Source organism: Deltaproteobacteria bacterium (genome assembly GCA_030690165.1).
GTDB lineage: Bacteria > Desulfobacterota > GWC2-55-46 > UBA9637 > UBA9637 > JACRNJ01.
Genome location: JAUYHF010000006.1, coordinates 68,180 through 93,847, shown reverse-complemented (window position 1 = coordinate 93,847; position 25,668 = coordinate 68,180). Strand labels below are relative to the sequence as shown.

The window sequence follows — 25,668 nt, the reverse complement described above, 5'->3', positions numbered from 1 at the left end:
AAGGAGAAGGACAAGACCTATGGGTGTGTTCAGCGACAGAACGAGTATGGAAAGAATACTGTATGCTGTATTTACCTATGAAAACAAAAAGGAGGGAACTAATACCCCTTTCTTACTGACACATAATAATTGACATTACCACCTTATTATGCCGCTTGACATTCTTTTTAGAAATCTGATAATATAAAACAGAGTAATAGAATACCTTGGGGGCGTGAGAACCTTGTCTAAACCATACCGAGCCTTAATGTTAGCGATCATAGCAAGCTTTTTTTTGACCATTCCTTTGGCTTGCAGCGACTCGCAAAAGACAAAGACAGGGAAAGAGGGCCCTGCCGTTGCTGCCCAGCCCCTTCAACAGCAGCCTGCGCAAAAGAGGCTTAAGGCAACCACCTATGTGATTGAGAATACCTTGGTTAAGGTCCTTCGATTCACTGGAACAGACCTCTGGATAGGTACCTCAAGCAGGGGTCTTCTGAAGTTCGATACAACCACAAAGGACTCCACCGTGCTTTTTGATAATACCAATGCCCTGATAAGTAACGGCGTATTTTCAATAACAAAGGGGCCTGATGGGGGCATGTGGATTGGCACCCATGGCGGGGGTTTGAGCAAATACGATGGGAGATGGTGGACAAACTACAATACCCAGCATGGACTATGTGATTCTTTTGTTTATGATGTGCTGTTTGACAAAAATGACGAGATGTGGATTGCAACATGGAGCGGGGCCAACAGGATAAAAGGGGATATCAACAAGCGCGAGGCATGGGCAAAATTTAACAGGAAAAATACAAATATGGGTCTTTCAGATAACTGGGTTTATGTCCTTAAGATGGGAGAGGATGGAGTTCTGTGGCTTGGGACCGAAGTGGGGCTTACAAGGTATGATGGCAAGCAATGGGTACACTGGGATAATAAAGACGGGTTGGGGGCAGATCCGGAGCTCCTCAAGATTGAAAATGAAGCCCAGGGATCCCTACTGCGCGGCGCACACCACGGTACACAGGCAGAGTCCACAGGGATGCAGAAAAGGGGCATACAGACCTTTAACCCGAACAATATAGATGCCATTGTGCAGGATAAGCAGGGTATTCTCTGGATCGGGACATGGGGCGGCGGTTTGACCAGATTCGACGGAAAGGGTTTCACCAACTATACCACCAGGGACGGCCTTGCGGGTAATTATGTATTTGCCCTCGCCATAGCGCCGGATGGCTCCATTTGGGCTGGCACCCAAGCAGGAATCAGCCATTTTGACGGGGGAAAATTCACAAATTATACCGCCGAAGATGGCCTTTTAAACAGCCACACCTCTGCCCTTGCTTTTGACGGCAATGGAAGGCTATGGGCCGGCGGGGATGGAGGGATAACCAGGATTGATGAGTTTATCAGATGAGCCCGGCGCGCTTCCCACGCGCATAAAGGTTTCCAGTATATAGTCCACCACTGCCTCAATCTCCTTCGTTGTTAAATTGGATCCCCATGGCATCATAGCCGCGCCTGGCCTGCCGTTTGTTACTGAATATATCATCTGAGGGCGCTTAAGATTGGCTATTACATTAGGGTTGGTAAAGTTCTTGGGGGGCGGGGCTAATACGCGGGCAACAATGGTCATGCCATTTCCCCTTTCACCATGACACACCCGACAGTGCTCCTCATATATTGTCTTGCCCACATCAACCTTGTCTTTCTTTTTTTCAGACGCCCATATGGGGTTCCATATTAAAGACATCAAGGCAGCTGTGGAAATAAAGATAATGACATTCTGAAAAAGACCCTTCATTTAAGCCTCCTCTCAATTAGACGATGCCATGTCATATCCATTCTATTAACATAAAAGGGAATATTTAGTCAAATAATTTTTTAAATCGTATAATTTTCTAACCTTGACATTCTCTCCAAATTAAGTAGTATATTAACCCAGATATGACTCAAAGAATTGTCCTTATCCTTTTAATTTATGCGGGTATTTACTATCCCTCCATTGGTTTCAGCCAGGAGACAGCCGGTGGACGCGGATTCAGCATAAAATACCTTTTCACAATTACAGCCGTTACAAGCGGCACCCATCTCAATGGCATCAGATCTCTATTTGTTGACAATAAGCATAAAGAACTGTATATCCTTGATAATGAAAATAAGAGGGTGGTTATTACAGACTTAAACGGAATATTCCTTTACCAGTTTAAGTATATTGAAATAAGATCCAGCTCGCCGATTGGTATTGCTGTGACAGAAGACGGGCTTATTTACATAGCAGAAGAAAAAAGGGTGGCTATTGTCAGTTATAGAGGGGTATATCAAAAAGATTTGGACCTTTCCACAGTTCCGGATAAAGATAAGATGATCATTCAGTCTTTCGCAGTAGAAGGAGATATGATTTATCTCGGAGATAGCGGTAATGGCAGAATTGTGGTTATGGATAGGAAAAAAGAGACTTTCATCACGGAGTTTAAAGAGGGCATGGGAAAGAATATACTTATAGGCATGGATGACACCGGAATATATATCAGGGACCCTGCGATCTTTAGCGTTTTCCGTTTGGATAAATCCGGCAAGCCATTAGGCCGTTTTGGAGTAGTATCCAGCCTTCCAGGCGGGTTCAGCATGACAGTGGATATGACAGTGGACAGGAAAAACGGCCGTGTGATTGTTGTAGAAACCAACAGGGCCGCTGTAATATTTTTTGACAGGGAAGGGAAGTTCATTTTTGAATTTGGCGGACCTGAAATTTTCAAATGGCCAAGGGCTGTAGCTGTAGACGATAAAAACAGGGTATATGTATCTGACTCAAGTCAAACGGTAAGGGTATTCGAGGTTGAAGAGGAGGCTCCGGTAGTTATTATGGCCAAGCCAGAACCGCTTCCAGCGCCAGAACCGCCCACTGTTGCTGCCCTTCCTCCTCCTGTGCCCGAACCTCCGAAGGACGAGGTGACGAAGATGGTTGAAGTGGCCAAAAGGCTTTTGCCCGCATTCTTTGCCGTTGACAGCGCAGAACTAAACAAGTCAGACCTTGAAATACTTGACAAGGATGTGGAATGGCTCAGTAAAAATCCTGATGTAAAGGTAGATGTGCGCGGCTATGCAGACGAGCGCGGGAGTGATGAATATAATCTTAAGCTTTCCCAAAAAAGGGCAAAATCTGTAATGGACTATCTTATGAAAAAGGGTATAGACCCGAAAAGGATGAAATTTATAGGTTTTGGAAGGGTAATATCCGCAGATAAGAGCGAAGAGATCATGAGACAGAACAGAAGGGTGGATTTTCTGGTAGTGGAAGGCGATGTGAATTCTTTGCCTGTAATAGCACCCAAATAATTCTCCGAATAAAATAATGGCCGGCTAAAACAAATAATGATTTATGACATAACCCCACACCGCATATCTCATATCGCATTCATCTTTATAACCCTCCTCCTTTCCGCGATGTCATTCCAAAGAACTGGTGTTTATAAAAATAATTTCAGTCTGTGGATGGACGTTGTAAAAAAAACGCCGGTAAAGGCAAGAACCCTCATTAGTCTTGGATTGGCCTATGAAGCAAACAAGATGCAGGAAGACGCCGCGAAGAATTATCTTTTAGCCGCCCGGTTAGATCCTGGATACGCGCCTGCCCACAGCAATCTTGCAGCCTTATATTACCAAAAAGGGCTGTTCGATGAGGCAGAAAGGGAGCTAAAACTTGCGATAATCCTTGGCCCGCCGTTTGAAGACCTCCATAGAAGGCTGGGCTTTGTACACATGCAAAAGGGGCTTATAAGCGAGGCAAAAATGGAGTTTGAAAAGGGAATTGCCCTTTTACCAAATCATCCTGACGCGCTGCTCAGGGCCGCGATAGTTTACACTAATGAAGGCTTTTCATACACAGATATTGGCGATTTCAGAAGGGCGGCCTTGCTGCATAATATAGCCCTCTCATTAGATCCTCTTTACCCCAATGCCCATTACGGCGCTGCAATGTCATATGAAGTTGCGGGGCAAAAGGAAGAGGCAATAATCCACTGGCAGGAATACTTAAGACTGTCCCCTGCAGACGAGTCTTTTAGAAAGGATGCAATGGAACATCTTAAAAAATTACAGGCTCAACTGTAATTCTATACTGCAAACCTAAAATGGATAATATCGCCGTCTTTTACGATATATTCCTTGCCTTCAAGCCTCATCAGGCCATTTTCTTTTGCGGCAAGTTCCGAGCCGCATGCAATATAGTCCTTATACGATATCACCTCTGCCCGTATAAAACCCTTTTCAAAATCAGAATGGATTGCGCCCGCGGCCTGAGGCGCCTTTGTATTTTTGGATATTGTCCATGCCCGCACCTCTTTTTTGCCGGCAGTGAAGTAAGTAATAAGCCCCAATAATTCATATCCTTCTTTTGCCAGCCTGTCAAGACCCGATTCCTTTAAACCAAGCCCTTTGAGGAACTCGACCCGTTCCTCTTCATGCAGTTCCGCTATCTCCGCCTCAATCCTTCCGCACATGACCACAACCCCTGCCCTCTCTTTTTCAGCGCTCTCTCTGACTTTAGCCACAAGAGAAGACTCTCCCTGTAAATCCTTTTCATCCACATTCGCAACAAAGAAGAGCGGCTTTGCCGTTAAGAGATTAAGCTCCCTTAACATTTCTCTTATTCCATCATTGAACTCAAGAGATCGTATAGGTTTTCCATTTTCAAGGGTCTGCTTGAATATAGCGCAGACGTCCATTGCCGCAACAGCATTTTTATCGCCTGCCTTTGCAAGCCTTGCGGTTTTGTCCATACGCTTTTCAACACTTTCCAGATCGGCAAGAATAAGCTCTGTGTCAATTATGCCAATATCCCTTTCAGGATCAACATGGCCTGCCACATGAATAACATTAGTATCTTCGAAACACCTTACAATATGAGCGATCGCATCCACGCTTCTGATATGACCGAGAAATTGATTGCCCAACCCCTCTCCTTTGCTGGCGCCTTTTACAAGGCCGGCGATGTCCAGAAACTCTACTGTTGTGGGGACAATCTTTTCCGGCTTGATAAGATCAGCAAGTTTATAAAGCCTCTCGTCCCTTACAGGCACTATCCCCACATTCGGGTCAATGGTGCAGAACGGATAATTTGCCGCCTGCGCCCCCGCCGATGTGAGCGCATTGAATATGGTTGACTTGCCAACATTGGGAAGCCCTACTATGCCGCATGTAAAGCCCATGTACATCTCCTTCTAAAAAAATAAAGGCTGGCATAAAGCCAGCCCAGAATATAATCAAACTTAAAGGTTTGAGCTACAAAAACCGTAACTCAAGGCTTCAGCCTTGAGAATGTTAAACCAAAAGCGGCGCAATAATAAGCGCAACTATACTCATCAGTTTTATAAGTATATTCATCGCAGGGCCGGATGTATCCTTGAACGGATCGCCTACTGTATCGCCCACTACCGCTGCCTTGTGAGCAACCGATCCTTTGCCGCCTTTATTCCCCTGTTCTATAAACTTTTTGGCGTTGTCCCATGCGCCGCCCGCATTTGCCATGAATATGGCAAGCAGAACACCTGTTACGGTTGCGCCAGCAAGCATTCCGCCAAGCGCATTTGCCCCAAGAATAAAACCGACGGCAATAGGGGCAGCGACAGCAAGCACACCAGGGAATATCATCTCCGTAAGCGCCGCCTTAGTGCATATATCAACGCACTTGTTGACGTCCGGCTTAACGCCGGCGCGTCCTTCGAGGAGGCCGGGGATTTCCCTGAACTGCCTTCTTATTTCATTGACCATCTTGAATGCAGCCTTGCCCACGCTGGTCATGGTGAGCGCGCCGATATAGAACGGCAGGATGCCGCCGAGCAACAGCCCTATGACAACTTTTGGGTCGGTAAGAGATATATCAAAAGGTTTTCCTGTTTTGAGGGTTATAGCTGCGCCGAATGCCGAGAAAAGTGCAAGCGCTGTTAACGCCGCAGAGCCTATGGCAAAACCCTTGCCTATTGCTGCAGTGGTGTTGCCGAGGGCGTCGAGGCTGTCTGTTATCTTCCGGACATCGTGGCCGAGTCCGCTCATCTCAGATATTCCGCCTGCGTTATCGGCAATCGGGCCGTAAGCATCAACGCTCATGATGATGCCGGTGGTGGCTAACATGCCGACTGCGGCAATGGCTATGCCGTAGATGCCGGCAAAGTAGTTGGAAACAAATATTGCCAGACATATTGATATCAACGGCAGCGCGGTTGACTCAAGCCCTACGGCCAAGCCGGTTATGATGTTTGTAGCTGCGCCTGTCTCTGAAGCGTCTGCGATCCTCTGCACCGGCTTGCCGGAAGTGAAGTGTTCGGTCAAAAGCCCTATTGCGCTGCCGCCGAGACAACCCGCTGCCGCAGCCCAATAGACGCTGAAGGTTACGTCGGCCATGCCGGTCACGAAATAGCCGAGGACAAGGAATATACCTGTTGCGATAAAGGTGGCATATCTGAGCGCCGCCGCAGGATTAAACTTCTCTAATATGTTCATCGCGAATATGCCTATCATTGACGCTACGAGGCCGATCGTAACAAGCAGAATAGGATAGGCCATAAGCGTCATCTGCGAGCCGTAATTTGACATCTTGCTGCCTGCTATAGCTGTTGCACCAAGGGCAATAGATGCGATTATTGCTCCAACATACGATTCGAATATGTCCGCGCCAAGGCCAGCCACATCGCCCACATTGTCGCCTATATTGTCTGCGATAACGCCCGGGTTTCTTGGATCATCCTCCGGTATTCCTGCCTCAATCTTTCCAACAAGATCAGAGCCTACATCCGCTGTTTTTGTAAATATACCGCCGCCTACCCTTGCAAAGAGCGCTATGGATGATGCGCCCATTGCGTAGCCGCTAATGATTGCCGCTGTCTCAGGCTTGCCGTAGATGAAGAAAAATACGCCTACACCGATAAGTCCGAGACTTGCAACCGACAGTCCCATGATAGAGCCGCCGAAAAAGGCCGAAGATAAGGCGCGCGCCATATCCGGTTTATATCTGTTAGCCCCTTCCGCTGTGCGGACATTGGCCTTTGTTGCGCCCTTCATGCCGATAAAACCGGCAAGCATGGAAGATATGCCGCCGCAGATATACGCTATGGCGGTCTGATAATTTATAAATACAGTAAGTAAGGTCGCAACAATTATGATGAATCCGATGATTATCGAATACTGCCTCTTGAGATAAACCATTGCCCCGTCATGGATAAGACCGGCTATCTCCCTCATCTTGTCGTTTCCGGCTGGGAGCTTGGATATGTGAAGATAAATAAAGAATGTCATCACAAGACCCGCCAGTCCGAATATCGGCGCAAAATTAGTTAACTGCTGCATGAATCCTCCCTGTTCAATTGAATTTGTTCATCGCTTTTTCAATGCCGTCCTTCAGTATCTCATCCACTACGTCCTTTGTCCTGTCCAGCATCTGATTCAATACATCTTTTTCATCGGGTGTAAAGCTGCTTAAAACATAGTCGGCAACATCGCCTTGCTGCTTTTCTTTTGGTCTTCCTATCCCCAGCCTGATCCTCGGAAAATCATTGGCGCAGAGGTGTTCAATGATAGACGCCATACCTCTGTGGCCGCCGCTTCCACCGCCAGGCCTTATTCTGACAGATCCAAACTCAAGGTCAATATCATCATAGATAACAAGAATATCTTTCGGCTCAATATGAAAATAACCGGAAATACCCTGAACAGCCTCGCCGCTCAAATTCATGTAGGTCTGTGGCTTTAATAAAATTACCTCTTTGCCGGCAATACTCCCTTTCCCCCAAAGACTCTTAAAATTGCTTTTGCTCAATGCTATGGAGTTGGCCTCTGCCACATGGTCAACAGCCATAAAACCTATGTTGTGCCGCGTCTTGCTGTATTTTGCCCCTGGATTGCCGAGTCCAACTATTAACATTTATCACTTCTTCTTATCTTCCTTCTTCTCTGTTTTTTCTTCCGCCTTCTTATCTTCCTCTTTTACCTCAAAGCTCTTTGCTATCTCTGCCTTTGCCTCTTCAGCGGTCTTTATCTCAACCTCAGCCATCGGCGCGGCAATCAATGCAACAGTTATATTGGGGTCGCCAATCACCTTTAACCCCTGTGCCAGTGTAATATCTTTCACATGGATGGACTGTCCGATTACAAGACTGGTTACATCAATCTCTATCTTATCCGGTATCTGATTTGGCAGACATTCTATCTTTAATGTTCTGGCTTCGTGCTGCAATATGCCGCCAAGCTCAACGCCCTGAGCCTTGCCGGTAAGATGGATAGGCACATCCACAACCATCTTGTGGTCCATGAGCAATGCGTAAATATCAACATGGATTATATCCCTCTTCAATGGGTCTCTCTGGAATCCCCTGAACATCACAGTCCTTGCCTTTTCTTTATCGCCTTCTATCTTCAGACTTACAATGACATTGCCCCTTGCCCCTGTAGTCAGGGCCTTATTCAATTCCAAGGCCTTAATAGTCAGGGGAATTGCCTCTTTGTAGGCAGGCCCATAAAGCACACAAGGGACAAACCCGTTTTTCCTAAGTTTTTTAGCTATCTCTTTCCCAATGCCGCTTCTTGGCTGAGCTGCTAATTCTATCTGTTCCATTTTATTCCTCCAATTTTGTTGATTACACAGATTTCTGAAAAACGATTACACCGATTAGAACTTTCTTTTGCTTGAATCTGCGTAATCTATTTTTAATCTGTGTAATCATCTTCTATACAAACAACGAACTTACCGATTCGCCATAGTGTATCCTCTTAATAGCCTCTCCCAGAAGGGGGGCTACTGTAAGAGATTTTATTTTATTTATTTTTTTTGCCTCATCGCGGAGCGGAATGGTGTCTGTAACAATTACCTCTTTTATTGGTGATTTCTTCAGCCTTTCCACAGCAGGCCCGGAAAGCACAGGATGGGTGCAGCATGCATATACCTCTTTGGCGCCCTGTTTTATAAGGGCATCTGCCGCCTGTGTAATAGTCCCTGCCGTATCTATCATATCATCTAAAAGTATGCAATCCTTGCCGCTTACATCGCCGATTATATTCATAATTTCAGCCACATTCGGCGCCGGCCGCCTTTTATCCATCATTGCAAAGCTTATCTGGAGCTTCTTCGCAAACGCCCTTGCCCTTTCAACGCCGCCTGCATCAGGCGATACAATTACAGTGTTATCCGTATAATTCTTTTGTATATGCTCCAGAAGAACCGGCGTGGCATACAAATTATCAACGGGGATATTGAAAAAACCCTGTATCTGACCTGCATGCAGGTCCATACATAAAATCCTTGTTGCGCCGGCAACTGTTATCAGGTCTGCAACGAGCTTGGCTGTTATCGGTGTCCTTGGAGCAACCTTCCTGTCCTGCCTTGCATAGCCGTAGTAAGGGATAACCGCTGTTATGGCATGGGCAGACGCCCTCTTGAGCGCATCAAGCATAATAAGGAGTTCCATCAGGTTTCTATTGCCCGGGCTGCATGTTGACTGGATTACGTATACCTCCATCCCCCTGACGCTCTCCTGAATCTCAACACATATCTCCCCGTCGCTGAAGCTTTTAACCTCAGCCTTACCGGGAGAAACACCAAGATGCCGGCATATATCTCCGGCAAGAGGAGGATTAGAATTTCCCGCAAAGATTTTAAGTTTATCAAGCATATTAAATACAGGGGTTAGGGATTAGGGTTTTCTAATCCCTGCCTTTTGGCTGGGGCGGGAGGATTCGAACCTCCGAATGCAGGAATCAAAATCCTGTGTCTTACCGCTTGACGACGCCCCAAAAACAAGGTTAAGGCTAATGTTGAGGTTAAGATTTTTCTTTCCTTAACCTTAATCTTAATCTCAACCTTTCTATATTCCCTGTGCCAAAAAAACTGTATACCTTTTTTGTTTAAAAGCACCCTTTAATAATCCGAAGGCTTCTTCTGTTTTGTCCTTATCAGGGAATATACCAAACACAGTCGGGCCGCTCCCTGACATCAGCGCCCCGGTTGCCCCGACGGCTGACATGGCGTCCTTTATTTCCTTAATCTCAGGATGTTTCCCGATTGTTACTTCTTCAAGGTCGTTTGCTAAAAGCCCCTGCCACTGCCGAATACCAACAACATGGTCTTCCAGCGAAACTTTTAAAAGGGCTATGTTAATATCCTCATTGCTTTTTGTCAAGTTTAAATTTTGATATGCCCACTGTGTTGAAACAGGGAAACCTAGGTTAATCAGTATATACCAGAATTTAGGAAGTTCAATTGGTTCAAGGGATTCGCCCCGCCCCCTTGCAATACATGATTTGCCAACAATAAAAAACGGCACATCAGAGCCAATGCCTGCGCCTATTTCAATAAGGTTGTCTGTTGAAATATTTTGGGAGGTGATTTCGTTCAATGCCCTTAAAACTGCTGCTGCATTACTGCTCCCGCCTCCAAGTCCGGCAGCAACAGGTATGTTTTTTTTAATAGTGATAGACAGCCTCCTATTTATTCCGGTGGTTCTGAAAAATTCCACTGCCGCCCTGTATGCAAGATTAGTCCGGTCGCATGGAACATTTGCATTATCACACGAAACAATAATGCCGCTCCCATTTTCCATCTCTATAAGAATCTCATCGTAGAGGGAAATGGGCTGCATGACGGAGACAATATCATGATAACCGTCATCTCTTTTTCTTAACACTTTTAAAAAAAGATTTATTTTGGCGGGGGAAAGAACGCGGTGCAAGATACCCATCTGTCTAAGCCTTTCTCCTTATCAATGAAAAGTTTTATCATTCAACCTTAACCACGAATGGCACGTCGTGCACCATGTCTGAGCGTCGGAATTGCCCCCAACCTTTGTAGACTCCAGGGTGCGGAAAGTGCACTTCAAACGTCACCGCGCCACCGGGCGCTTTTCCCTTTACATGATGAGAGTGAATGTAGCGCTTGCCGTCCCCGCTAATGACGATGAGGTGACCCATTGCCCCCAAATATGGCTGAAGGTCGGCAACCGGCTTGCCAGCCGCATCGAACAAGGAGAACGAGATTCGGGTTGTTCCATCCGAATTGGTCTTCTCCATCGCGATATCCGCCACGAGGCCATCGCCCTTCACCCGGCCAGGAGCATTCGGGACAAGCTGCGGACTCGGGGGTGATGTTCCCGCGACGTTCACTTCGGCGATTGCCGTTGCCTGCTTTTTACCTGTGGGCTTGTGGTCGGCATAGAGCCGATACTTTCCGGCGGTTGGGAAAGTGAACGTGCCGGTGATGTTTTTGGCACGATCGATCTCCGGGTGGATATGGGCAAATTGGTCCAACCCGTCGCGCACAATGATGAGATGCAGCTTCTTTTCGTGAACAGTCTCGAAGTCCTTGATCATGGCTCCGGTCGCGTCATGGATTATGAGATGGAGCTTGACCGGTTGTCCCGGTTTGATGTCGGACGGCTCTGTCCTGACCATGAGCATTGCTCCAGCCTGCGCTCCATCGTGCCCGCCGTGTTTATCCTGGGTTTTCTTGGTATGATCCCCGTGATTTGGTTCCTCCTCGGCAGCTGCAATGCCGGTAAGCATACCGGCCATAATAAATACAACGCTTACTGCAAAACAGATTAGTCTTCTATTCATACTGTCTATAACCACTCCTTTTAATTTTTAATATGTCTATCCCAATACTATAGCAAATGGAATTAAGTCAAGTATTTTTTTCCAATGTGTAGTTTTGTTTTTTTACTTTCTTTTTATCCTGGATTATTGTAGAATTTTGCAGCATGGAGTCCCATCAACATGTTAAACCCCAGAAACATGAGTTTTTCAGCCCTACATTTGGGAACCTTTCCTTTGAGGATGTATTCAATAAACTGATTGAATATATGGAGGAAGATACCAGCTGCAGATACAGCATCATCATCGGAACCGACTCTTTTCTGGCGGCAGAGACCCTTTTTATAAGCGCCATAATCATCCATAGGATAGGCCGCGGCGGTCGTTATTTTTATAAAAAGATTCGGCATAGGAAGCTTAAAAACCTGAGGCAGAGGATTTTTTATGAAACATCTCTAAGCCTTGAAACAGCGGCTATGGTGAAGGCCAAATTATCAGAAAACGGCTATACAAAGTTGCCTGTTGAGATCCACCTTGATGTTGGTGAAAACGGCGACACAAAGGATATTGTCAGAGAGGTGGTCGGCATGGTGACCGGCTCAGGGTACGCGGCTGTCACAAAACCAGATGCCTATGGCGCAAGCAAGGTAGCGGATAGACATTCAAAATAAAGACCCCATACTACAGACCATAGACTATAGATTTAAATCTTGAGTCTTGAGTATTGGGTCTGCGTTTAATAGGAGGCAAATATGTTTGGATGGATATTTTTGGGCATTTTAGTCGTTCTGATTATCTGGGTTATTAGTATGTACAATAATCTGGTGACTCTGCAAAATCAGGTGCAGAACGGATGGCAGCAGATTGATGTCCAGCTCAAAAGAAGGCACGACCTTATCCCAAACCTTTTGAATACCGTGAAAGGCGCAATGGAATTTGAGAGGGAAACCCTTTCAAGGGTAATAGAGGCAAGGGCGAGGGCGGTCGGCGCCCAGACCGTTTCAGGAAAGGGGGAGGCGGAAAATATGCTTACCCAGGCGCTTGGCAGGCTCTTTGCCCTGGTAGAAAACTATCCTGATTTAAAGAGTAATCAGAATATCCTCCAGTTTCAGGAAGAGCTTACATCTACGGAAAACCGCATAGGTTTTGCCCGTCAGTTTTATAATGACATAGTCGCTCAGTTCAACATTAAACGGGGGGTATTTCCATCCAATATAATTGCCGCGCTTTTTGGCTTTAAAGCCGGTGAATACTTCCAGACAGAAGAGGCTGCGAGGGAAGTCCCGAAGGTGGACTTGAGTTTAAAAAAGTAGAAAAGGGGTAGTAAATATGACAGATATCTACTCCCAGCAAAGGCGAAACCGCAGGCTGACTATTGTTCTTATTGCAGCCTTTTTTATTATCCTCGGCATCCTTGGATTTGCAATCGACAGCTACACATTTGGAACGTTGAAGACCACCGGCCTTCCGGTTGCAACCCTAATTGCCGTTTCACTGGCAGGCATCAATGGATTTGTCGCGTATTTTTATGGCGATAACGTCGTGCTTTTTTCCCTCAGGGCCCAGCCGCTCCGGTTTGAAAACCCTTTGCACAAAAAGCTTCACAATGTGATGACAGAAATGGCTCTGGCGTCAGGGCTTCCCATGCCGAAGATATATGTGATTCCTGACCCTGCGCCAAATGCCTTTGCGACAGGCAGGGATCCTCAACATGCTGTAGTTGGCGTTACCGAAGGGCTTTTGGAAACCATGAACAGGGAAGAGCTTCAGGCAGTGATAGCGCACGAGATGGGGCATATAAAAAATCAGGATATACTCTTAATGACAGTGGTGACAGTGCTTGTGGGAACAATAGTTCTTTTGTCGGACTGGGCTCTCCGGGCGTGGAGATACGGCGGCATAAGGACAAGGCGCGGTTCAAAGAGCAAAGGCATGCATCCTGTAATGCTCCTTATTATTGTTTTGTTTGCCCTGCTTGCGCCTCTGTTATCCAGAATTATTGCTATGGCTGTGTCAAGGCAGAGGGAATATCTGGCAGACGCATCCTCATCGGAATTTACAAGAAATCCTTTAAGCCTTGCAAGCGCATTGGAAAAGATAGCCAGCACATCATCTCCTGTAAAGAATGCGCACAAAGGGACTGCGCATCTTTTTATCAGCGATCCCCTGCAAAGGAAGCTTGACAATAAAGAGGGCCTTTTTGCCGATGTCATGTCCACTCACCCGCCGATTGAGAAGAGGATTGAGAGACTAAGAAGGATGGCATATATTTATGAACGAACAACCTGATAAAAAACTCAGTTGTCCTGAATGCAGCGGCGTTTGCAAGGAGGTGTATGCGGAGGCGAATTATGGAAGGGTTCTCCTTCTTGACCAGTGTAATGACTGCGGCGGCATATGGTTTGACAACTGGGAGCTTTATTATCTTAAGGATGCGGAGGCAAAGAGGCTTGACACGGTTAACTTAAATAGCCTTTTAGCCAAAAGCCTTGTCCAAAAAGGCGCGGGCCTTTGTCCAAGTCGCTGCGGTATTCCCCTTGAACCGTTTCAAGACCCGAATCTACCGGTAGATTCAAGGATAAACAGATGCAAAAGATGCAACGGTTTATGGTTAAACAGAGGCGAGTTGGTTAAATATGAAGAGAACAAAAATAAGCTGCGCAGCAGATTTGAAAAAACCGAACCCTCAACAAAAGGCGCTGAAGCTGTACTTGCAGTTGACAGCCAACAGGCAAAATGGGAAACTATCGGACATCTGAGGACAGCGTTAAGAACCAGGCCTGAACCGGATATAAACGTCCTCGAACCCGGAGATACAAATTGGGACAGGGCGGAGATTACTAATGATGCGCTGTTTTTAATCCTTCAAATACTATTTAAGGTAATATTTAAGATATAAACTGCTCAATTAGTATCTGGGACCGCCTGCCAGTGCCTCCAGTCTCTTTATCCTTTCTTCAATGGGCGGGTGCGTGCTGAAGAGTTTCAAAAGGCCTCCTCCGCTTAACGGGCTTACAATAAACATATGTGCTGTCGCCTCATTTGGAACAGCCATCGGGATTCTCTTATTGCCGTATTCAAGCTTTCTTAAGGCATTTGCCAGCGAGAGCGGATTGCCGGTTATCTTTGCCCCGCCTTCATCAGCGACATATTCCCTGCTTCTGGATATGGCCATCTGAATAACCATTGCCGCCAGAGGCGCAACAATCATCATTACAATAAGAGAGATCGGATTCCCTCCTCTTTCATCGTTTCTTGAGCCGCCGAACAGTGCCGCCCACTGCGCCATATGCGCAAGATAGCTTATAGCGCCTGCAATTGTGGCAGATATGGTTGATATGAGGATGTCTCTGTTCTGGATATGGGCAAGCTCATGGCCTATGACTCCGGTAAGTTCTTCTTTTGTTAATAGCCGCATAATCCCTGTTGTAGCCGCCACTGCTGCATGGCCTGGATTCCTTCCGGTTGCAAAGGCATTCGGTGTGTCATTTTCCATGATATATACCTTTGGCATTGGAAGCCCTGCCTTCATCGTCAGATCGCGGGTTATAGCGTATAGCTCAGGGGCCTCTGCCTCTCTTACCTGTTTGGCGCGATACATCATAAGCACTATCTTGTCGCTGAACCAGTAAGCGCCGAAGTTCATGATGCCTGCAAATACGAGGGCCGTCGTTGCCCCGCCCCTGCCGCCAAGCGCATCGCCTGCAAATACAAGTATGGCTGTAAGCGCTGCAAGAAGCATTGTGGTTTTTAAAAAGTTCATCTGATACTACCTCCGTTAAAATTTTTTTGATATTAAATATATGGCATTGAACCCTTTAAGTCAAATGCACGAAAAATTTCTGGCGGATGCGTATGTGCCGAGGGTGTTGGAATGGATAAAATTTATAATCCGGCCTCAAGCAGCAGCTTCGGGATGTCTCTTTATATAGCTTTCAATTGCCAGTTTATCCTCTTCCCTTATATCCATAAATCTAATGCCGTAATAATTCATACCTGGCCCTCTGCCGTCTGTCTTTCTTACAACCCCGCCTGCAGCAGTTATAGGCGTAGAGTTGCCTGGCACAAAGAATGAACAGGATACAGTCTCCCCTATAGAAAGGGCATGGCCGGTTTCTATTAAAACGCCGCTCACACTGATATTTACTGTATTGCCAAGAAACGATTCCGGCGGCGCCCCCCTTGCGCCCTCCACCCCTATCCTTGCAAGGATACGGATATCGCGTCTGACAGGTATGTTGATATATTTCCCGATCTTTTGCAGAAACTCTGAAGGGTTTATTGGTTTAAGTATAACATCATTTGCGCCTGCCTCAAGGCATATATCAACGTCCTTGGCGCTTGTTGTAACTATTATTATAGACACCTTATTAAGGTTGCCGTCATTTCTTATAATCCTGCATACCTCGTTGCCATTCATCCCCGGCATATATAAATCGCAGAGGATAATATCAACCTTTTCCCTTCTATGTATTTCTATAGCTTCCTGGCCTGATGTAGCTGTAAATAACTGGATGTTGCTTCTGTTTGCGAGAAGGGTCTTCTCCAATTCCAGGAAGAGTTTAACATCGTCCACCAAAAGCGCCTTTTTCATTCCGCTATACCTCCGTTTAAAAGATAATATTCAATTTTACCTATACGTAAAAGTACAACCTCGCGAGGTTCATTGGAAAGGAATTTAACATGACGTTGAAGAGAGGTCAAGCCAAAAGCCCTCTTATCGCGTCTCTAACAGCAGCTATTTCAACGCCTGTGCCCATACAATAGCCCTGTGGCCTTTTATTTACAACAGCAAGCACAGGCAGCGGGTAGGCGTCTTGTATCCCGGATATCAAATCCCTTTCACATGCCACTGCCACTATTGCATTGGGTCTTTTTTCATAGACCTTTCTTCTCGCTATTGTTCCGCCGGTAGACACAAAAAGGTCTATGCCGAATTCCTCTGAAAGCCACAGAAGCTCCGCTATTTCGCACCTGCCGCACCCGACACAGTTTTTTACGCTCTGGGTCACCTTTATTTTGCAGCCAACAAACTGAATGCAGTGAGGCATGAGAATAAGAATCCTTTCGGGTTTGAACCTTTTCCCAAGCCCTTTGACAAGCTGATTATTTATCTCTATGAATGACTGCTCTATCTTTATCTTTGGTATCCTTAAAATGCCGCCCACCATTATCATCAGGGGCAGGAAGAATTTTATCAGGATGCCTCTGAATTTATAAGAAAGGAATATATCCCTTCCTTTTATAATGGCAAGGCTTATTCCCACTGCTCCGACTATAAGTATGAGGATTATTACAGCAATCCCGATGCCAAGTATAATTGGAAGCGCAGGATGGATATTGACAAGGCCTATTGATGGTATATACCAGAAGAAAAAGCCTACAAACAGTATAATAAAAGTGCAAAAAGAAAGAAGGCCAATAAATATCCCTTTAGCTGGCCTATAAGGAACACTCTCATCACTGCTGTTCCATTCCGATTCCCGTTCAATCAAAGATTTGCCCTTTGACAATTCTATACCCCTTTATAAATTCAGACGCTGTCATCCTGTTTTTGTTTTCCGGCTGTAATTCTTTAATGAGCAGAATACCTTTGCCTGTTGCCGCAAAAATACCTTCTGTAGATATATTTATTACGGTTCCGGGTTCTTCCTTGACCCCTGCTTCAACTTCCGCCTTGAATATCTTTATCTGCTTGCCGTCCCACCTTGTATATGCGCCAGGCCACGGGTTCAAACCCCTTATAAGATTTTTTATCTCCTCTGCCTTCATTGTCCAGTCTATGCGGCCGTCTTCCTTTTTCAGCATTGGCGCATAGGTTGCCTGTGAATCGTCCTGCGGAATCGGTCTTATTGTTTCCGACTTAATGTCCTTTATTGTTTTTATAAGCAGATCGGCTCCAATATATTTTAATCTGTCGTGTAAACTCGACGTCGTGTCATCATCTCTTATCTCAACCTTTTCGGTTAAGAGCATATCGCCTGTGTCCATGCCCTCATCCAGAAGCATTGTTGTTATGCCCGTCTCCTTTTCGCCGTTTATTATAGCCCAATTTATAGGCGCCGCGCCGCGATACTTTGGCAAAATAGATGCATGGACATTTATACAACCCTTTGGAGGAATGTCCAGAATAGCCTTTGGCAATATCTTTCCATAGGCCACAACTGCTATAACATCAGGGGAAAAATTACTGATTGCAGTTATAAATGGCTCGTCCTTAATTTTTTCAGGCTGAAACACCGGTATATTATGCTTAAGGGCAGCCTCCCTGACAGGCGGAGGGGTTAATTTCTTTCCCCTTCCCCTTGGTTTGTCAGGCTGGGTTACAATTGCTACAACATTTTCACCAACCTCTATCAATGCCCTCAGAGATGGAACTGCAAACTCAGGCGTGCCCATGAAAACGATTCTTAATCTTTTATCCAACAATACTCCTTGTTTCTTTGTATAAATTTATAACCTCTTTTTTTCATCTTCAACAGCCTTCTTTATTTTTCTTTTTATAATATCCCTTTTTAATTTAGAGAGCCTGTCTATAAATAATATTCCATCAAGATGGTCTATCTCATGCTGAAGGGCAATGGCAAGAAGCCCTTCTGCCTTGATCTCCACATCATTTCCATCTTTATTAAGACCCTTTACAGTTATATTTGCAAACCTTTTTATATCTGCGGTAAAACCAGGAATACTCAAACATCCCTCCTCATATTTTATCTCCCATTCATACGCTGTTATCTCCGTGTTTATCAGGACAATAAGATTCTCACCTTTTTTATAATCCTCGCCTTTCGGGATATCCAGAACCGCAACCCTTTTATCCACACCAACCTGTGTTGCGGCAAGGCCTATGCCGCGGGCAAAATACATGGTTTCTGCCATGTCAGAGATAAGCCTTTTTATATCTGCGTCTATCTTTGATACAGGTTTTGCCTTTGTCTTAAGAAATGGATCAGGGTATTTGAGGATATTTAATACAGACATGCGTTTATTATACAATTATTGAGCTTGTGAGTAAAAGAAAATTATATTGTAGTTATTCAACCCTGTTTTGTCCGCAAAAAATGCTTGACAAAAAAAAGGGTGCGGTATAATTTACAATAGAAACGAGTTAGACTAATTTAAGGAGGATGCACGATATGAAAAAGATTATATGCTGTATGTTTGCAGTTATTCTTATGGTTGCGCTGTCAACAGGATACAGCCATGAGATGGCAAGGCATTCCAGAGTGATAGAGGGCTTTTCACATCCTGAGAGCATAGTCATAGACTATATGAGCGGGTTTGTATTTGTATCAAATATGGGTGAAAAGCTTGAGCCGAGCGCAAAAGACAAGGATGGTTTTATTTCGCGGCTATCATCGGACGGCGATATCAGCGAGAAAAAATATTTACCAAAGAAAGGTGTTCTCAATTCTCCAAAGGGAATGGCCATATCTGTCAGTACGCTCTTTGTAGCTGATGTTGACCGCGTAGTGGGATTTGACATCAGCACAGGAAGGCAGAATTTTGAGCTTGATTTTTCAAAAGAAAAGACGATGTATTTGAACGATATAGCGGTCATTGACAACAACACACTGTTTGTTTCCGCAACCGACATCGGAAAGATATTTAAAATATACATCGACCCAAAACCGCGCTACGAATTTGTGATTGACCTTATCGGCGCTAATGGACTATATTTTGATAAAAAGGCGCAAAAACTGTATGCAGTAAGCTTTGGCGGCCAGAATGCCAAAGGCGGCCTTGGCGTAATCAGCTTTGAAAATAATAAGTCTAAATATGAAAAACTGACTGAAGGGACAGGTTTGTTGGACGGCGTTTGGCTTTTGGAAGGGGATAAGATTCTCTTTTCCGACTGGGTTGCCTTTGACAAACCTGGCAGACTGGTGGTTTATGATCCAAAAACAAAAAATGAAATCAATCTGAAGCTTCCTGAAGGTGTTCACGGTCCAGCAGATTTTTTCTATGACGGACAACATAAACAGCTTTGGCTGCCGAGGATGCAGGAGGGGAAGGTCCTTGTAACAGGGGTAGACTATTAACCCACCCTCACCTTAATCCTCTCCCTGAGGGAGAGGAAACTCTCTTATTTCCTCCCCTTCAAGGGGAGGGTCAGGGTGGGGATGGGGTAAATAAGGTATTTTCGGAGCAAATTATATTGTAGTTATCGGGTCAACATCTACCGCAAGTTTAACCCTGCCCTGGTTTTTTTTCTCCAACCCGGTTAAAATGTTTTTTATAAATTCATGCAGTGATTTTGTACTCTTGCCTTTTAACAGCATCTGCCAGCGGTATTTGCCTTTGAGCTTTGAAAGAATGGCAGGGGTAGGGCCAAGCAAGGTTACATCATTTGTTCTTAAAAGCAGGCTGTCTGCGAGTTCTTTTGTCTTTTTCGCAAATGCCGCCACATCTGCTTCCTTATTCCCGTCAAACCTTATGATTGCAAGCCTTGAGAACGGCGGATAGAAGAGTTCTTTTCTATTGTTAAGTTCCTCTATAAAAAATTCTTCATAGTTCTGTTGTGTTGCCGGCTTGAGGCAGAAATGGTCAGGATTAAGTGTTTGAATAACAACCTTGCCGGGGATATTTCCCCTTCCCGCCCGGCCTCCTGCCTGGGTTATAAGCTGGAATGTCCGTTCAGAACTTCTGAAATCAGGGATGTTTATAGATGTATCTGCTGATACAATCCCAACCAGCGTAACATAAGGAAAGTGATGCCCTTTGGCCACCATCTGTGTTCCGACAAGCACATCCACATCGCCTCTGTCAACTGCGTCAAGTATCTTCTGATGAGATCTTTTCTTTGTTGTCGTGTCCTTGTCCATGCGGGCAACCCTTGCCTTTTTCAATATATTCCTTGCCTCTTCTTCCAACTGCTCTGTGCCAATCCCTATGGGCTTAACATGGCAGCCATGACATTTTGGGCATGTATCAGGGATTGGCATGGACATATCACAGTAGTGGCACTTTAAAAGCCCGGCCCTTTTGTGCATTGTAAGAGACACACTGCAGTTCAAACATTTAAAACTATGGCCGCAGTCATTGCAGATTAAAAAATTTGAAAATCCCCTTCTATTCAAAAAAAGGATTGTTTGATAACCAAGGTTTTGATTCTTCTTCATAAGCTGTTGAAGTTTTTCTGATATAATATGACCCCTGACCCCTGACTCCTGTTCTCTCATATCCACTACCTCTATTTCCGGCATTGGTCTATCCTCAACCCTTCTGGTCAAATGAAGGGGCGTAATCTTGCCATTCTGTGCATTATAAAATGTCTCAATAGAAGGTGTGGCTGAGCCAAGCACAACGGTCAGGTTAAACATCTTCCCCATCATAAGGCTTAAATCCCGCGCATTGTATTTTATGCCCTCTTCCTGTTTATATGAAGGCTCATGCTCCTCGTCAACGATTATAAGTCCAAGATTTTTTAAAGGCGCAAAAATAGCAGACCTTGCGCCAACAACCACATCTGCCTCACCGTCTCTTATCCTTTTCCATTCGTCGTATCTCTCGCCGTCAGAAAGTCCGCTGTGAAGAACTGCGACCCTGCCGGGGAATATGGCAGTCACATATTTAACAGGCCACGATGTGAGAGATATCTCCGGCACTAAAAATATGGCCTGTTTGCCAAGGCGGACAGCCTGTTCCAGCGCCTTCAGATAGACAAGGGTCTTTCCGCTTCCTGTAACGCCGTAAAGCAGAAATGGTGAAAATGCCTTGCCCTTTAAGCCCTGAGAAATGGCATTCAGAGCCAAGACTTGCTCGGGAGCAGGTTTATGTAAAACAGCCTGCGGTATTATATCTTCCAGAGGGTTCCGTATTTTTTTATCTTTCCTTTCTCTAACCCTGCTCTTAATCTTTAACTCCTCCTTTATGAGGCCTGTATGTTTTAACCTGTTTATGGCAGAGTATATGGACTTGCCTTTAAATATCTTTAAAAGAGAGGTAAGGGGAATGCTGTTTTTTTTTGTGATTACCTCAATGAGTTCTTTGTCTAACCTGCATATATCAGGCATTTCTTCTTGCCCTGTTCTGAAAAAATACCTCTGGCTTTTTATATTCAGCCCGGCCGGATATATAAGGCTTAAGACAGCGCCAACAGGGGCGAAATAGTAGGATGCCATCCATTGAAAAAAACTTAGCCTCTTTTCATCAAATACAGGTTTATCATCCAATACATCAAGTATATCTTTTATGCCTTTCACCTCCGAATTTTCTCTGAATCCGAGACAAAAGCCGGTTACAACCCTTTTGCCAAAAGGGACAAGAACACGTTTGCCAATTTCCACCTGATCTGACAATGCGTCAGGAACTTTGTAGGTAAATATCCTGTCCAGAGGAAGTTCAACTGCGACATCTATAAAGGTTTTTTTAGACATGGATGGGGGAGGCTTCGGCGTGAGCTCAGCCGAACGGTTGTGAGCTATATAATCTTATGCTGAAATGCTTGCTAAAGCAAATGCCGCAACAGGTGGAGATGAGGGGGTTAGCGCCGCCGGCTTTAAATGCCGTATTTCCCCAAAATAATCTTTAGGTCTTTCTTAATCTTTGCGGGTATCTTCTTCCTGTCTGTAATCACTGCATACTTCATTGCAGTTATGCACTTGCATGTCCTCTGGCCGGATATTTCAGGCACAGCCTCTTTTATTATTGCCTTTGCTGTTACAACATTTTTCTTCAAAGTGTCAAGTATCATCTCAATCGTGACAGATTCCTCTGTTTCGTGCCAGCAGTCATAATCTGTAGAAAGGGCAAGTGTTGCATAGCAAATCTCTGCTTCTCTGGCGAGCTTTGCCTCAGGGATATTTGTCATGCCTATCACATCAACACCCCATTTTCTGTAAATCTTTGATTCTGCCCTTGTGGAAAATTGCGGGCCTTCAATGCAGATGTATGTCCCGCCTTTATGAATGGTTGCTCCGATTTGTTTGCCAGAATCATACAAGATATTGCTTAAATCAGGGCATACAGGGTCTGCAAATTCCACATGCCCGACAATACCATTTCCAAAGAAACTGGATACCCTGTTTTTAGTCCTGTCAAAGAACTGGTCTACCACAACAATGTGTCCCGGCTTAATATCCTCTCTCATGCTCCCGACCGCTGAAACAGAGATTATATGAGTTACGGCTAACTTTTTCATGCCGTATATATTCGCCCTGAAATTAAGCTCAGAAGGGAGTATCCTGTGTCCCCTGCCGTGCCGCGGCAGAAACACCATCTTTACCCCGCCAAGCCTGCCTGTGATATACGCATCAGAGGGATTTCCAAAGGGAGTTTTTATTTTAACCTCTTTAACACCTTTCAGCCCCTCCATCTCATAAAGCCCGCTTCCCCCGATAACACCTACAATTATTTCAGACATCTTTATCTCCTCCATATAAATAATTTAGGTATCCTTGCTAACATTTTTTAAGATTAAGGTCAAGATGAAACTGGCATACGGATAATATGTTTCCTTCTTGCCCGTATCCAGAAACTGTGATTTAATCAGAGCGCTTCACAATTACGCCAGAATTAGGGTCAGTTTTCTTATTATGTTATCCAAAGGAGAAATATCCGCAATGCGTCTATCCTTCCAAATCAGCTGTGTATGCGCAATGCGGAAATAAACAAGTTAGCCGCTCATTGTGGGCAAAAAGGAGGAAGGTGAGATGTCAGAAATATTGAAAAATCAAAAAGGGGTTGAACAAAATGTTTTAGGGCTTCCTGTAGACCGTGATATCCTATTTTCAAATCACAAAGACATTTATAAGCAGGGAGCGGAAAAACGTCAGACAAAACTGTTTCAAAAAATATCTTTTCTCAATCCTTTTCTAAAGGAAGGTGAAAGAATACTTCTTGTAACAACAGGATGTTCTCCGATGTCAATTATGGAACAATTCTCAACGGGATGGATTGTCTTTTATTTAAAACGCTCATTGTTTGTGTTCACGAATAAACGTATTTTCCATATTCCAACAAGATTTAATTACTCTTTTAGAAATTCAATAGCCCAAATTCTTTATGCGGACTGCCAAACAATTGAAATGAAAGGGAGATCTCTTGTTGTTAAATATAAAAATGGAAAGAAAGAAAAATTTTATTATATAGCAGGAAAAGAGAGGAAAAAGATAAAGGCACTACTTAAAACTATTTCGGTGGAAGGTGTCCAAAGCAAGACAGCAGGTAGAATACATCTTTGCCCTCGTTGCACAAAGGAGCTAATCAAAGATGAATACACTTGTCCGAACTGTCGTCTTGATTTTAAAAACAAAGCTGAAGCTAAAAAGACTTCTATTACTTACCCTGGTGGTGGGTATTTTTATACCGGCCACCCCTGGTTAGGAGTAGGTGACGCAATAACAGAAACTATCCTTCTTCTTTTTGTAATTTTATCATTGGTTGATACACTGCAAGGTGGTAAAGATGGTTTCAGCTCGTTTGTCTTTTTTTCAATTATATTAGCACTTGAAAAAGTAATAACAGTTTATCATTCTAATCATTTTATTGAAGAGTATATTCCAAAAGAAAAAAAGATAAAACCTATAATTGCGAGTCAATGATGGTTTTTGATTTTGCCCTCAACGGATGGCTAACATGCTGCAAAAGACTAACGTCCAAATCCTTCGGGCTTCTTTTGCACCAAGAACGTTAGCGGAAATGCCCGAATAAAAGAGTTGTAATGAAGATTCGTGATATTATAGAACAGATTTATCCTTTCTTTTTATAATACTTCCTTCCTTTCAAGGCATCCGGCAGATAATCCTGCTCTATCTTTGCGCCCTCATAATTATGGGGATACTTGTAGCCTTTTCCGTATCCGAGTTTTTTCATAAGCCCTGTTGGCGCATTTCTTATGTGAAGGGGAACCGGCAGGGCGCCCTTTTTCTTTATATCTTCCAAGGCAAGAAGATATGCCATATATGACGCATTGCTCTTTGGCGCTGAGGCAAGATATGTTGCGCCATGGGCAAGAGGAATCCATCCTTCCGGCATGCCCACAAAATCCACCGCATCCTTTACAGCAATGGCAAGAGACAATGCATTCGGGTCGGCGTTGCCGACATCCTCTGATGCAAATATGACCATTCTCCTGGCAATAAACAGCGGGTCTTCCCCAGCCTCCAACATTCTGGCAAGCCAGTAAACGGCTGCGTCTGTATCGCTTCCTCTCATGGATTTTATAAATGCGGATATTACATTGTAATGCTCCTCGCCACCCTTATCATATAAAAGGGCCATTTTCTGAACTGCCTCCTGCGCTACTTCCAGTGTAATTTTACGGATGCCGTCTTCATCAGGCCGGGTTATCATAACAGACGCCTCTAATCCATTCAGGGCTGTTCTTGCATCACCCTGCGAATATTCCGCAAGAAAATTCATCGCATCTTCATCAGGAGAAATATTTAGATTTCCCAGACCTCTTTCCTTATCTTCAACAGCCCTTTTTATTATGATCTTTATGTCTTCTTCTGTAAGTTGTTTAAGAACCAGAACCTTGCATCTGGATAAAAGAGGCGAATTGATCTCAAAGGAGGGGTTTTCTGTTGTAGCGCCTATCAATGTTATTGTGCCGTCTTCCACATAATGAAGAAATGCATCCTGCTGGGCTTTATTAAACCTGTGTATCTCATCCACGAAAAGGATAGTCCTTTGGTTTCTCTGCCTTAACTCATCCTTTGCCGCATCTATTACCGCCCTTATATCTTTTACCCCGGAAAGCACAGCGGAAAAGGATGTAAAATTTACACCAACTGCATTGGCAATAATATTGGCAAGGGTTGTCTTGCCGGCGCCAGGAGGCCCCCAGAGGATTAGAGACAAAAGTCCTTTCTTTTCTATAAGCCTTGTTACAAACTTTCCAGCGCCCAGCAAATGTCTCTGGCCAACAACCTCTTCTATATTTCTTGGCCGCATCCTGTCTGCAAGAGGCGCTGATTTATTGCGCTGTGTTTTAATCTTTTTCTCAAAAAGTTCCATGTTAGCCCGTAATTACACCTTTTGGAAATAATATACTCTAAAACTAACAGGAGAGCAAACCGATAAATTTTTCCAAGAAGGTTGACAATCGGGTAAAAATTATTGATAATATGTCCTTAATAAAACCAGAAAGAGAGAAGAGTTTCC

Annotated in this window: 25 protein-coding genes and 1 tRNA gene; 9 read left to right on the top strand and 17 right to left on the bottom strand. The window is 44.6% G+C overall.

The genetic code is table 11. From position 1 onward, the window contains the following. The first annotated feature begins 286 nt into the window (after positions 1–286). Positions 287–1,399: a two-component regulator propeller domain-containing protein gene (locus Q8P28_01260; GenBank protein MDP2681423.1), complete on the top strand. Its 1,113-nt coding sequence runs from the start codon at positions 287–289 to the stop codon at positions 1,397–1,399. Here the strand turns inward: Q8P28_01260 and Q8P28_01255 are convergent. After that, the gene (locus Q8P28_01255; protein MDP2681422.1) at positions 1,346–1,786 is read right to left on the bottom strand and encodes a cytochrome c; all 441 of its coding nucleotides are present in this window, start codon (positions 1,784–1,786) and stop codon (positions 1,346–1,348) included. The two genes, Q8P28_01260 and Q8P28_01255, sit on opposite strands and share 54 nt — an antisense overlap. Before the next feature lie 143 nt (positions 1,787–1,929). Here Q8P28_01255 and Q8P28_01250 point away from each other — a divergent pair, with 143 nt between their 5' ends. Together Q8P28_01250 and Q8P28_01245 are read left to right on the top strand one after the other, a co-directional pair. Further along, positions 1,930–3,321 (top strand): OmpA family protein, encoded by a 1,392-nt coding sequence (locus Q8P28_01250; protein ID MDP2681421.1) that lies wholly within the window; start codon positions 1,930–1,932, stop codon positions 3,319–3,321. 36 nt (positions 3,322–3,357) lie between these two features. Then, positions 3,358–4,095, top strand: coding sequence for a tetratricopeptide repeat protein (locus Q8P28_01245; protein ID MDP2681420.1), 738 nt, complete (start codon positions 3,358–3,360; stop codon positions 4,093–4,095). Positions 4,096–4,097: 2 nt separating this feature from the next. On the opposite strand, the gene ychF is transcribed toward Q8P28_01245, so the two are convergent. The 8 genes from ychF to Q8P28_01205 all read right to left on the bottom strand — a co-directional run bounded on the left by ychF (position 4,098) and on the right by Q8P28_01205 (position 11,538). Continuing rightward, entirely contained in the window at positions 4,098–5,192 is a 1,095-nt protein-coding gene (ychF, locus tag Q8P28_01240) for a redox-regulated ATPase YchF (GenBank protein MDP2681419.1), read from the bottom strand. 112 nt (positions 5,193–5,304) lie between these two features. Continuing rightward, on the bottom strand, positions 5,305–7,326 hold the full coding sequence (locus Q8P28_01235) for a sodium-translocating pyrophosphatase (protein ID MDP2681418.1): 2,022 nt from the start codon (positions 7,324–7,326) through the stop codon (positions 5,305–5,307). Between the two features lie 13 nt (positions 7,327–7,339). After that, positions 7,340–7,900, bottom strand: a complete 561-nt coding sequence (pth, locus tag Q8P28_01230) for an aminoacyl-tRNA hydrolase (GenBank protein MDP2681417.1) — start codon at positions 7,898–7,900, stop codon at positions 7,340–7,342. Between the two features lie 3 nt (positions 7,901–7,903). Further along, positions 7,904–8,590 carry a 50S ribosomal protein L25 gene (locus Q8P28_01225; protein MDP2681416.1) on the bottom strand — a complete coding sequence of 229 codons (687 nt, stop codon included), beginning with the start codon at positions 8,588–8,590 and terminating at the stop codon, positions 7,904–7,906. Positions 8,591–8,702: 112 nt separating this feature from the next. After that, positions 8,703–9,644 carry a ribose-phosphate pyrophosphokinase gene (locus Q8P28_01220; GenBank protein ID MDP2681415.1) on the bottom strand — a complete coding sequence of 314 codons (942 nt, stop codon included), beginning with the start codon at positions 9,642–9,644 and terminating at the stop codon, positions 8,703–8,705. A gap of 46 nt (positions 9,645–9,690) precedes the next feature. Next, positions 9,691–9,765: transfer RNA gene (locus Q8P28_01215), tRNA-Gln, on the bottom strand. 71 nt (positions 9,766–9,836) lie between these two features. Then, positions 9,837–10,709, bottom strand: a complete 873-nt coding sequence (gene ispE / locus Q8P28_01210; GenBank protein MDP2681414.1) for a 4-(cytidine 5'-diphospho)-2-C-methyl-D-erythritol kinase — start codon at positions 10,707–10,709, stop codon at positions 9,837–9,839. Positions 10,710–10,746: 37 nt separating this feature from the next. Continuing rightward, on the bottom strand, positions 10,747–11,538 hold the full coding sequence (locus Q8P28_01205) for a hypothetical protein (protein ID MDP2681413.1): 792 nt from the start codon (positions 11,536–11,538) through the stop codon (positions 10,747–10,749). A 188-nt stretch (positions 11,539–11,726) separates the two neighbouring features. Between Q8P28_01205 and Q8P28_01200 the strand changes: the two genes are divergently transcribed. The 4 genes from Q8P28_01200 to Q8P28_01185 all read left to right on the top strand — a co-directional run bounded on the left by Q8P28_01200 (position 11,727) and on the right by Q8P28_01185 (position 14,458). Beyond that, complete coding sequence (locus Q8P28_01200; GenBank protein ID MDP2681412.1) at positions 11,727–12,230, top strand: ribonuclease H-like YkuK family protein; 504 nt, start codon at positions 11,727–11,729, stop codon at positions 12,228–12,230. An 81-nt stretch (positions 12,231–12,311) separates the two neighbouring features. Next, positions 12,312–12,872, top strand: coding sequence for a LemA family protein (locus tag Q8P28_01195; GenBank protein ID MDP2681411.1), 561 nt, complete (start codon positions 12,312–12,314; stop codon positions 12,870–12,872). A 16-nt stretch (positions 12,873–12,888) separates the two neighbouring features. Further along, entirely contained in the window at positions 12,889–13,848 is a 960-nt protein-coding gene (locus Q8P28_01190) for a M48 family metallopeptidase (GenBank protein ID MDP2681410.1), read from the top strand. Then, the gene (locus Q8P28_01185) at positions 13,832–14,458 is read left to right on the top strand and encodes a zf-TFIIB domain-containing protein (GenBank protein MDP2681409.1); all 627 of its coding nucleotides are present in this window, start codon (positions 13,832–13,834) and stop codon (positions 14,456–14,458) included. The genes Q8P28_01190 and Q8P28_01185 overlap by 17 nt, the downstream gene beginning before the upstream one ends. Before the next feature lie 9 nt (positions 14,459–14,467). Here Q8P28_01185 and htpX read toward each other — a convergent pair whose 3' ends face one another. From htpX to def, 5 genes are all read right to left on the bottom strand, one after another. Next, positions 14,468–15,322, bottom strand: a complete 855-nt coding sequence (gene htpX, locus Q8P28_01180; protein ID MDP2681408.1) for a zinc metalloprotease HtpX — start codon at positions 15,320–15,322, stop codon at positions 14,468–14,470. A gap of 135 nt (positions 15,323–15,457) precedes the next feature. After that, the gene (locus tag Q8P28_01175) at positions 15,458–16,153 is read right to left on the bottom strand and encodes a response regulator (GenBank protein MDP2681407.1); all 696 of its coding nucleotides are present in this window, start codon (positions 16,151–16,153) and stop codon (positions 15,458–15,460) included. Positions 16,154–16,259: 106 nt separating this feature from the next. Next, a complete protein-coding gene (locus tag Q8P28_01170; GenBank protein ID MDP2681406.1) occupies positions 16,260–17,072 on the bottom strand; it encodes a DUF116 domain-containing protein in 813 nt (270 codons plus the stop codon). Further along, complete coding sequence (gene fmt, locus Q8P28_01165; GenBank protein MDP2681405.1) at positions 17,047–17,958, bottom strand: methionyl-tRNA formyltransferase; 912 nt, start codon at positions 17,956–17,958, stop codon at positions 17,047–17,049. The genes Q8P28_01170 and fmt overlap by 26 nt, the downstream gene beginning before the upstream one ends. Positions 17,959–18,012: 54 nt before the next feature. Next, the gene (gene def / locus Q8P28_01160; GenBank protein ID MDP2681404.1) at positions 18,013–18,540 is read right to left on the bottom strand and encodes a peptide deformylase; all 528 of its coding nucleotides are present in this window, start codon (positions 18,538–18,540) and stop codon (positions 18,013–18,015) included. A gap of 155 nt (positions 18,541–18,695) precedes the next feature. Here def and Q8P28_01155 point away from each other — a divergent pair, with 155 nt between their 5' ends. Then, positions 18,696–19,601 (top strand): hypothetical protein, encoded by a 906-nt coding sequence (locus tag Q8P28_01155; GenBank protein ID MDP2681403.1) that lies wholly within the window; start codon positions 18,696–18,698, stop codon positions 19,599–19,601. Between the two features lie 111 nt (positions 19,602–19,712). Here Q8P28_01155 and priA read toward each other — a convergent pair whose 3' ends face one another. Together priA and mtnP are read right to left on the bottom strand one after the other, a co-directional pair. Beyond that, complete coding sequence (priA, locus tag Q8P28_01150; protein MDP2681402.1) at positions 19,713–21,938, bottom strand: primosomal protein N'; 2,226 nt, start codon at positions 21,936–21,938, stop codon at positions 19,713–19,715. 122 nt (positions 21,939–22,060) lie between these two features. Next, entirely contained in the window at positions 22,061–22,924 is an 864-nt protein-coding gene (gene mtnP / locus Q8P28_01145) for an S-methyl-5'-thioadenosine phosphorylase (protein MDP2681401.1), read from the bottom strand. Positions 22,925–23,213: 289 nt separating this feature from the next. Between mtnP and Q8P28_01140 the strand changes: the two genes are divergently transcribed. Then, a complete protein-coding gene (locus tag Q8P28_01140) occupies positions 23,214–24,104 on the top strand; it encodes a hypothetical protein (GenBank protein ID MDP2681400.1) in 891 nt (296 codons plus the stop codon). 148 nt (positions 24,105–24,252) lie between these two features. On the opposite strand, the gene Q8P28_01135 is transcribed toward Q8P28_01140, so the two are convergent. Beyond that, positions 24,253–25,521: a replication-associated recombination protein A gene (locus tag Q8P28_01135; GenBank protein MDP2681399.1), complete on the bottom strand. Its 1,269-nt coding sequence runs from the start codon at positions 25,519–25,521 to the stop codon at positions 24,253–24,255. Positions 25,522–25,668: the final 147 nt, after the last annotated feature.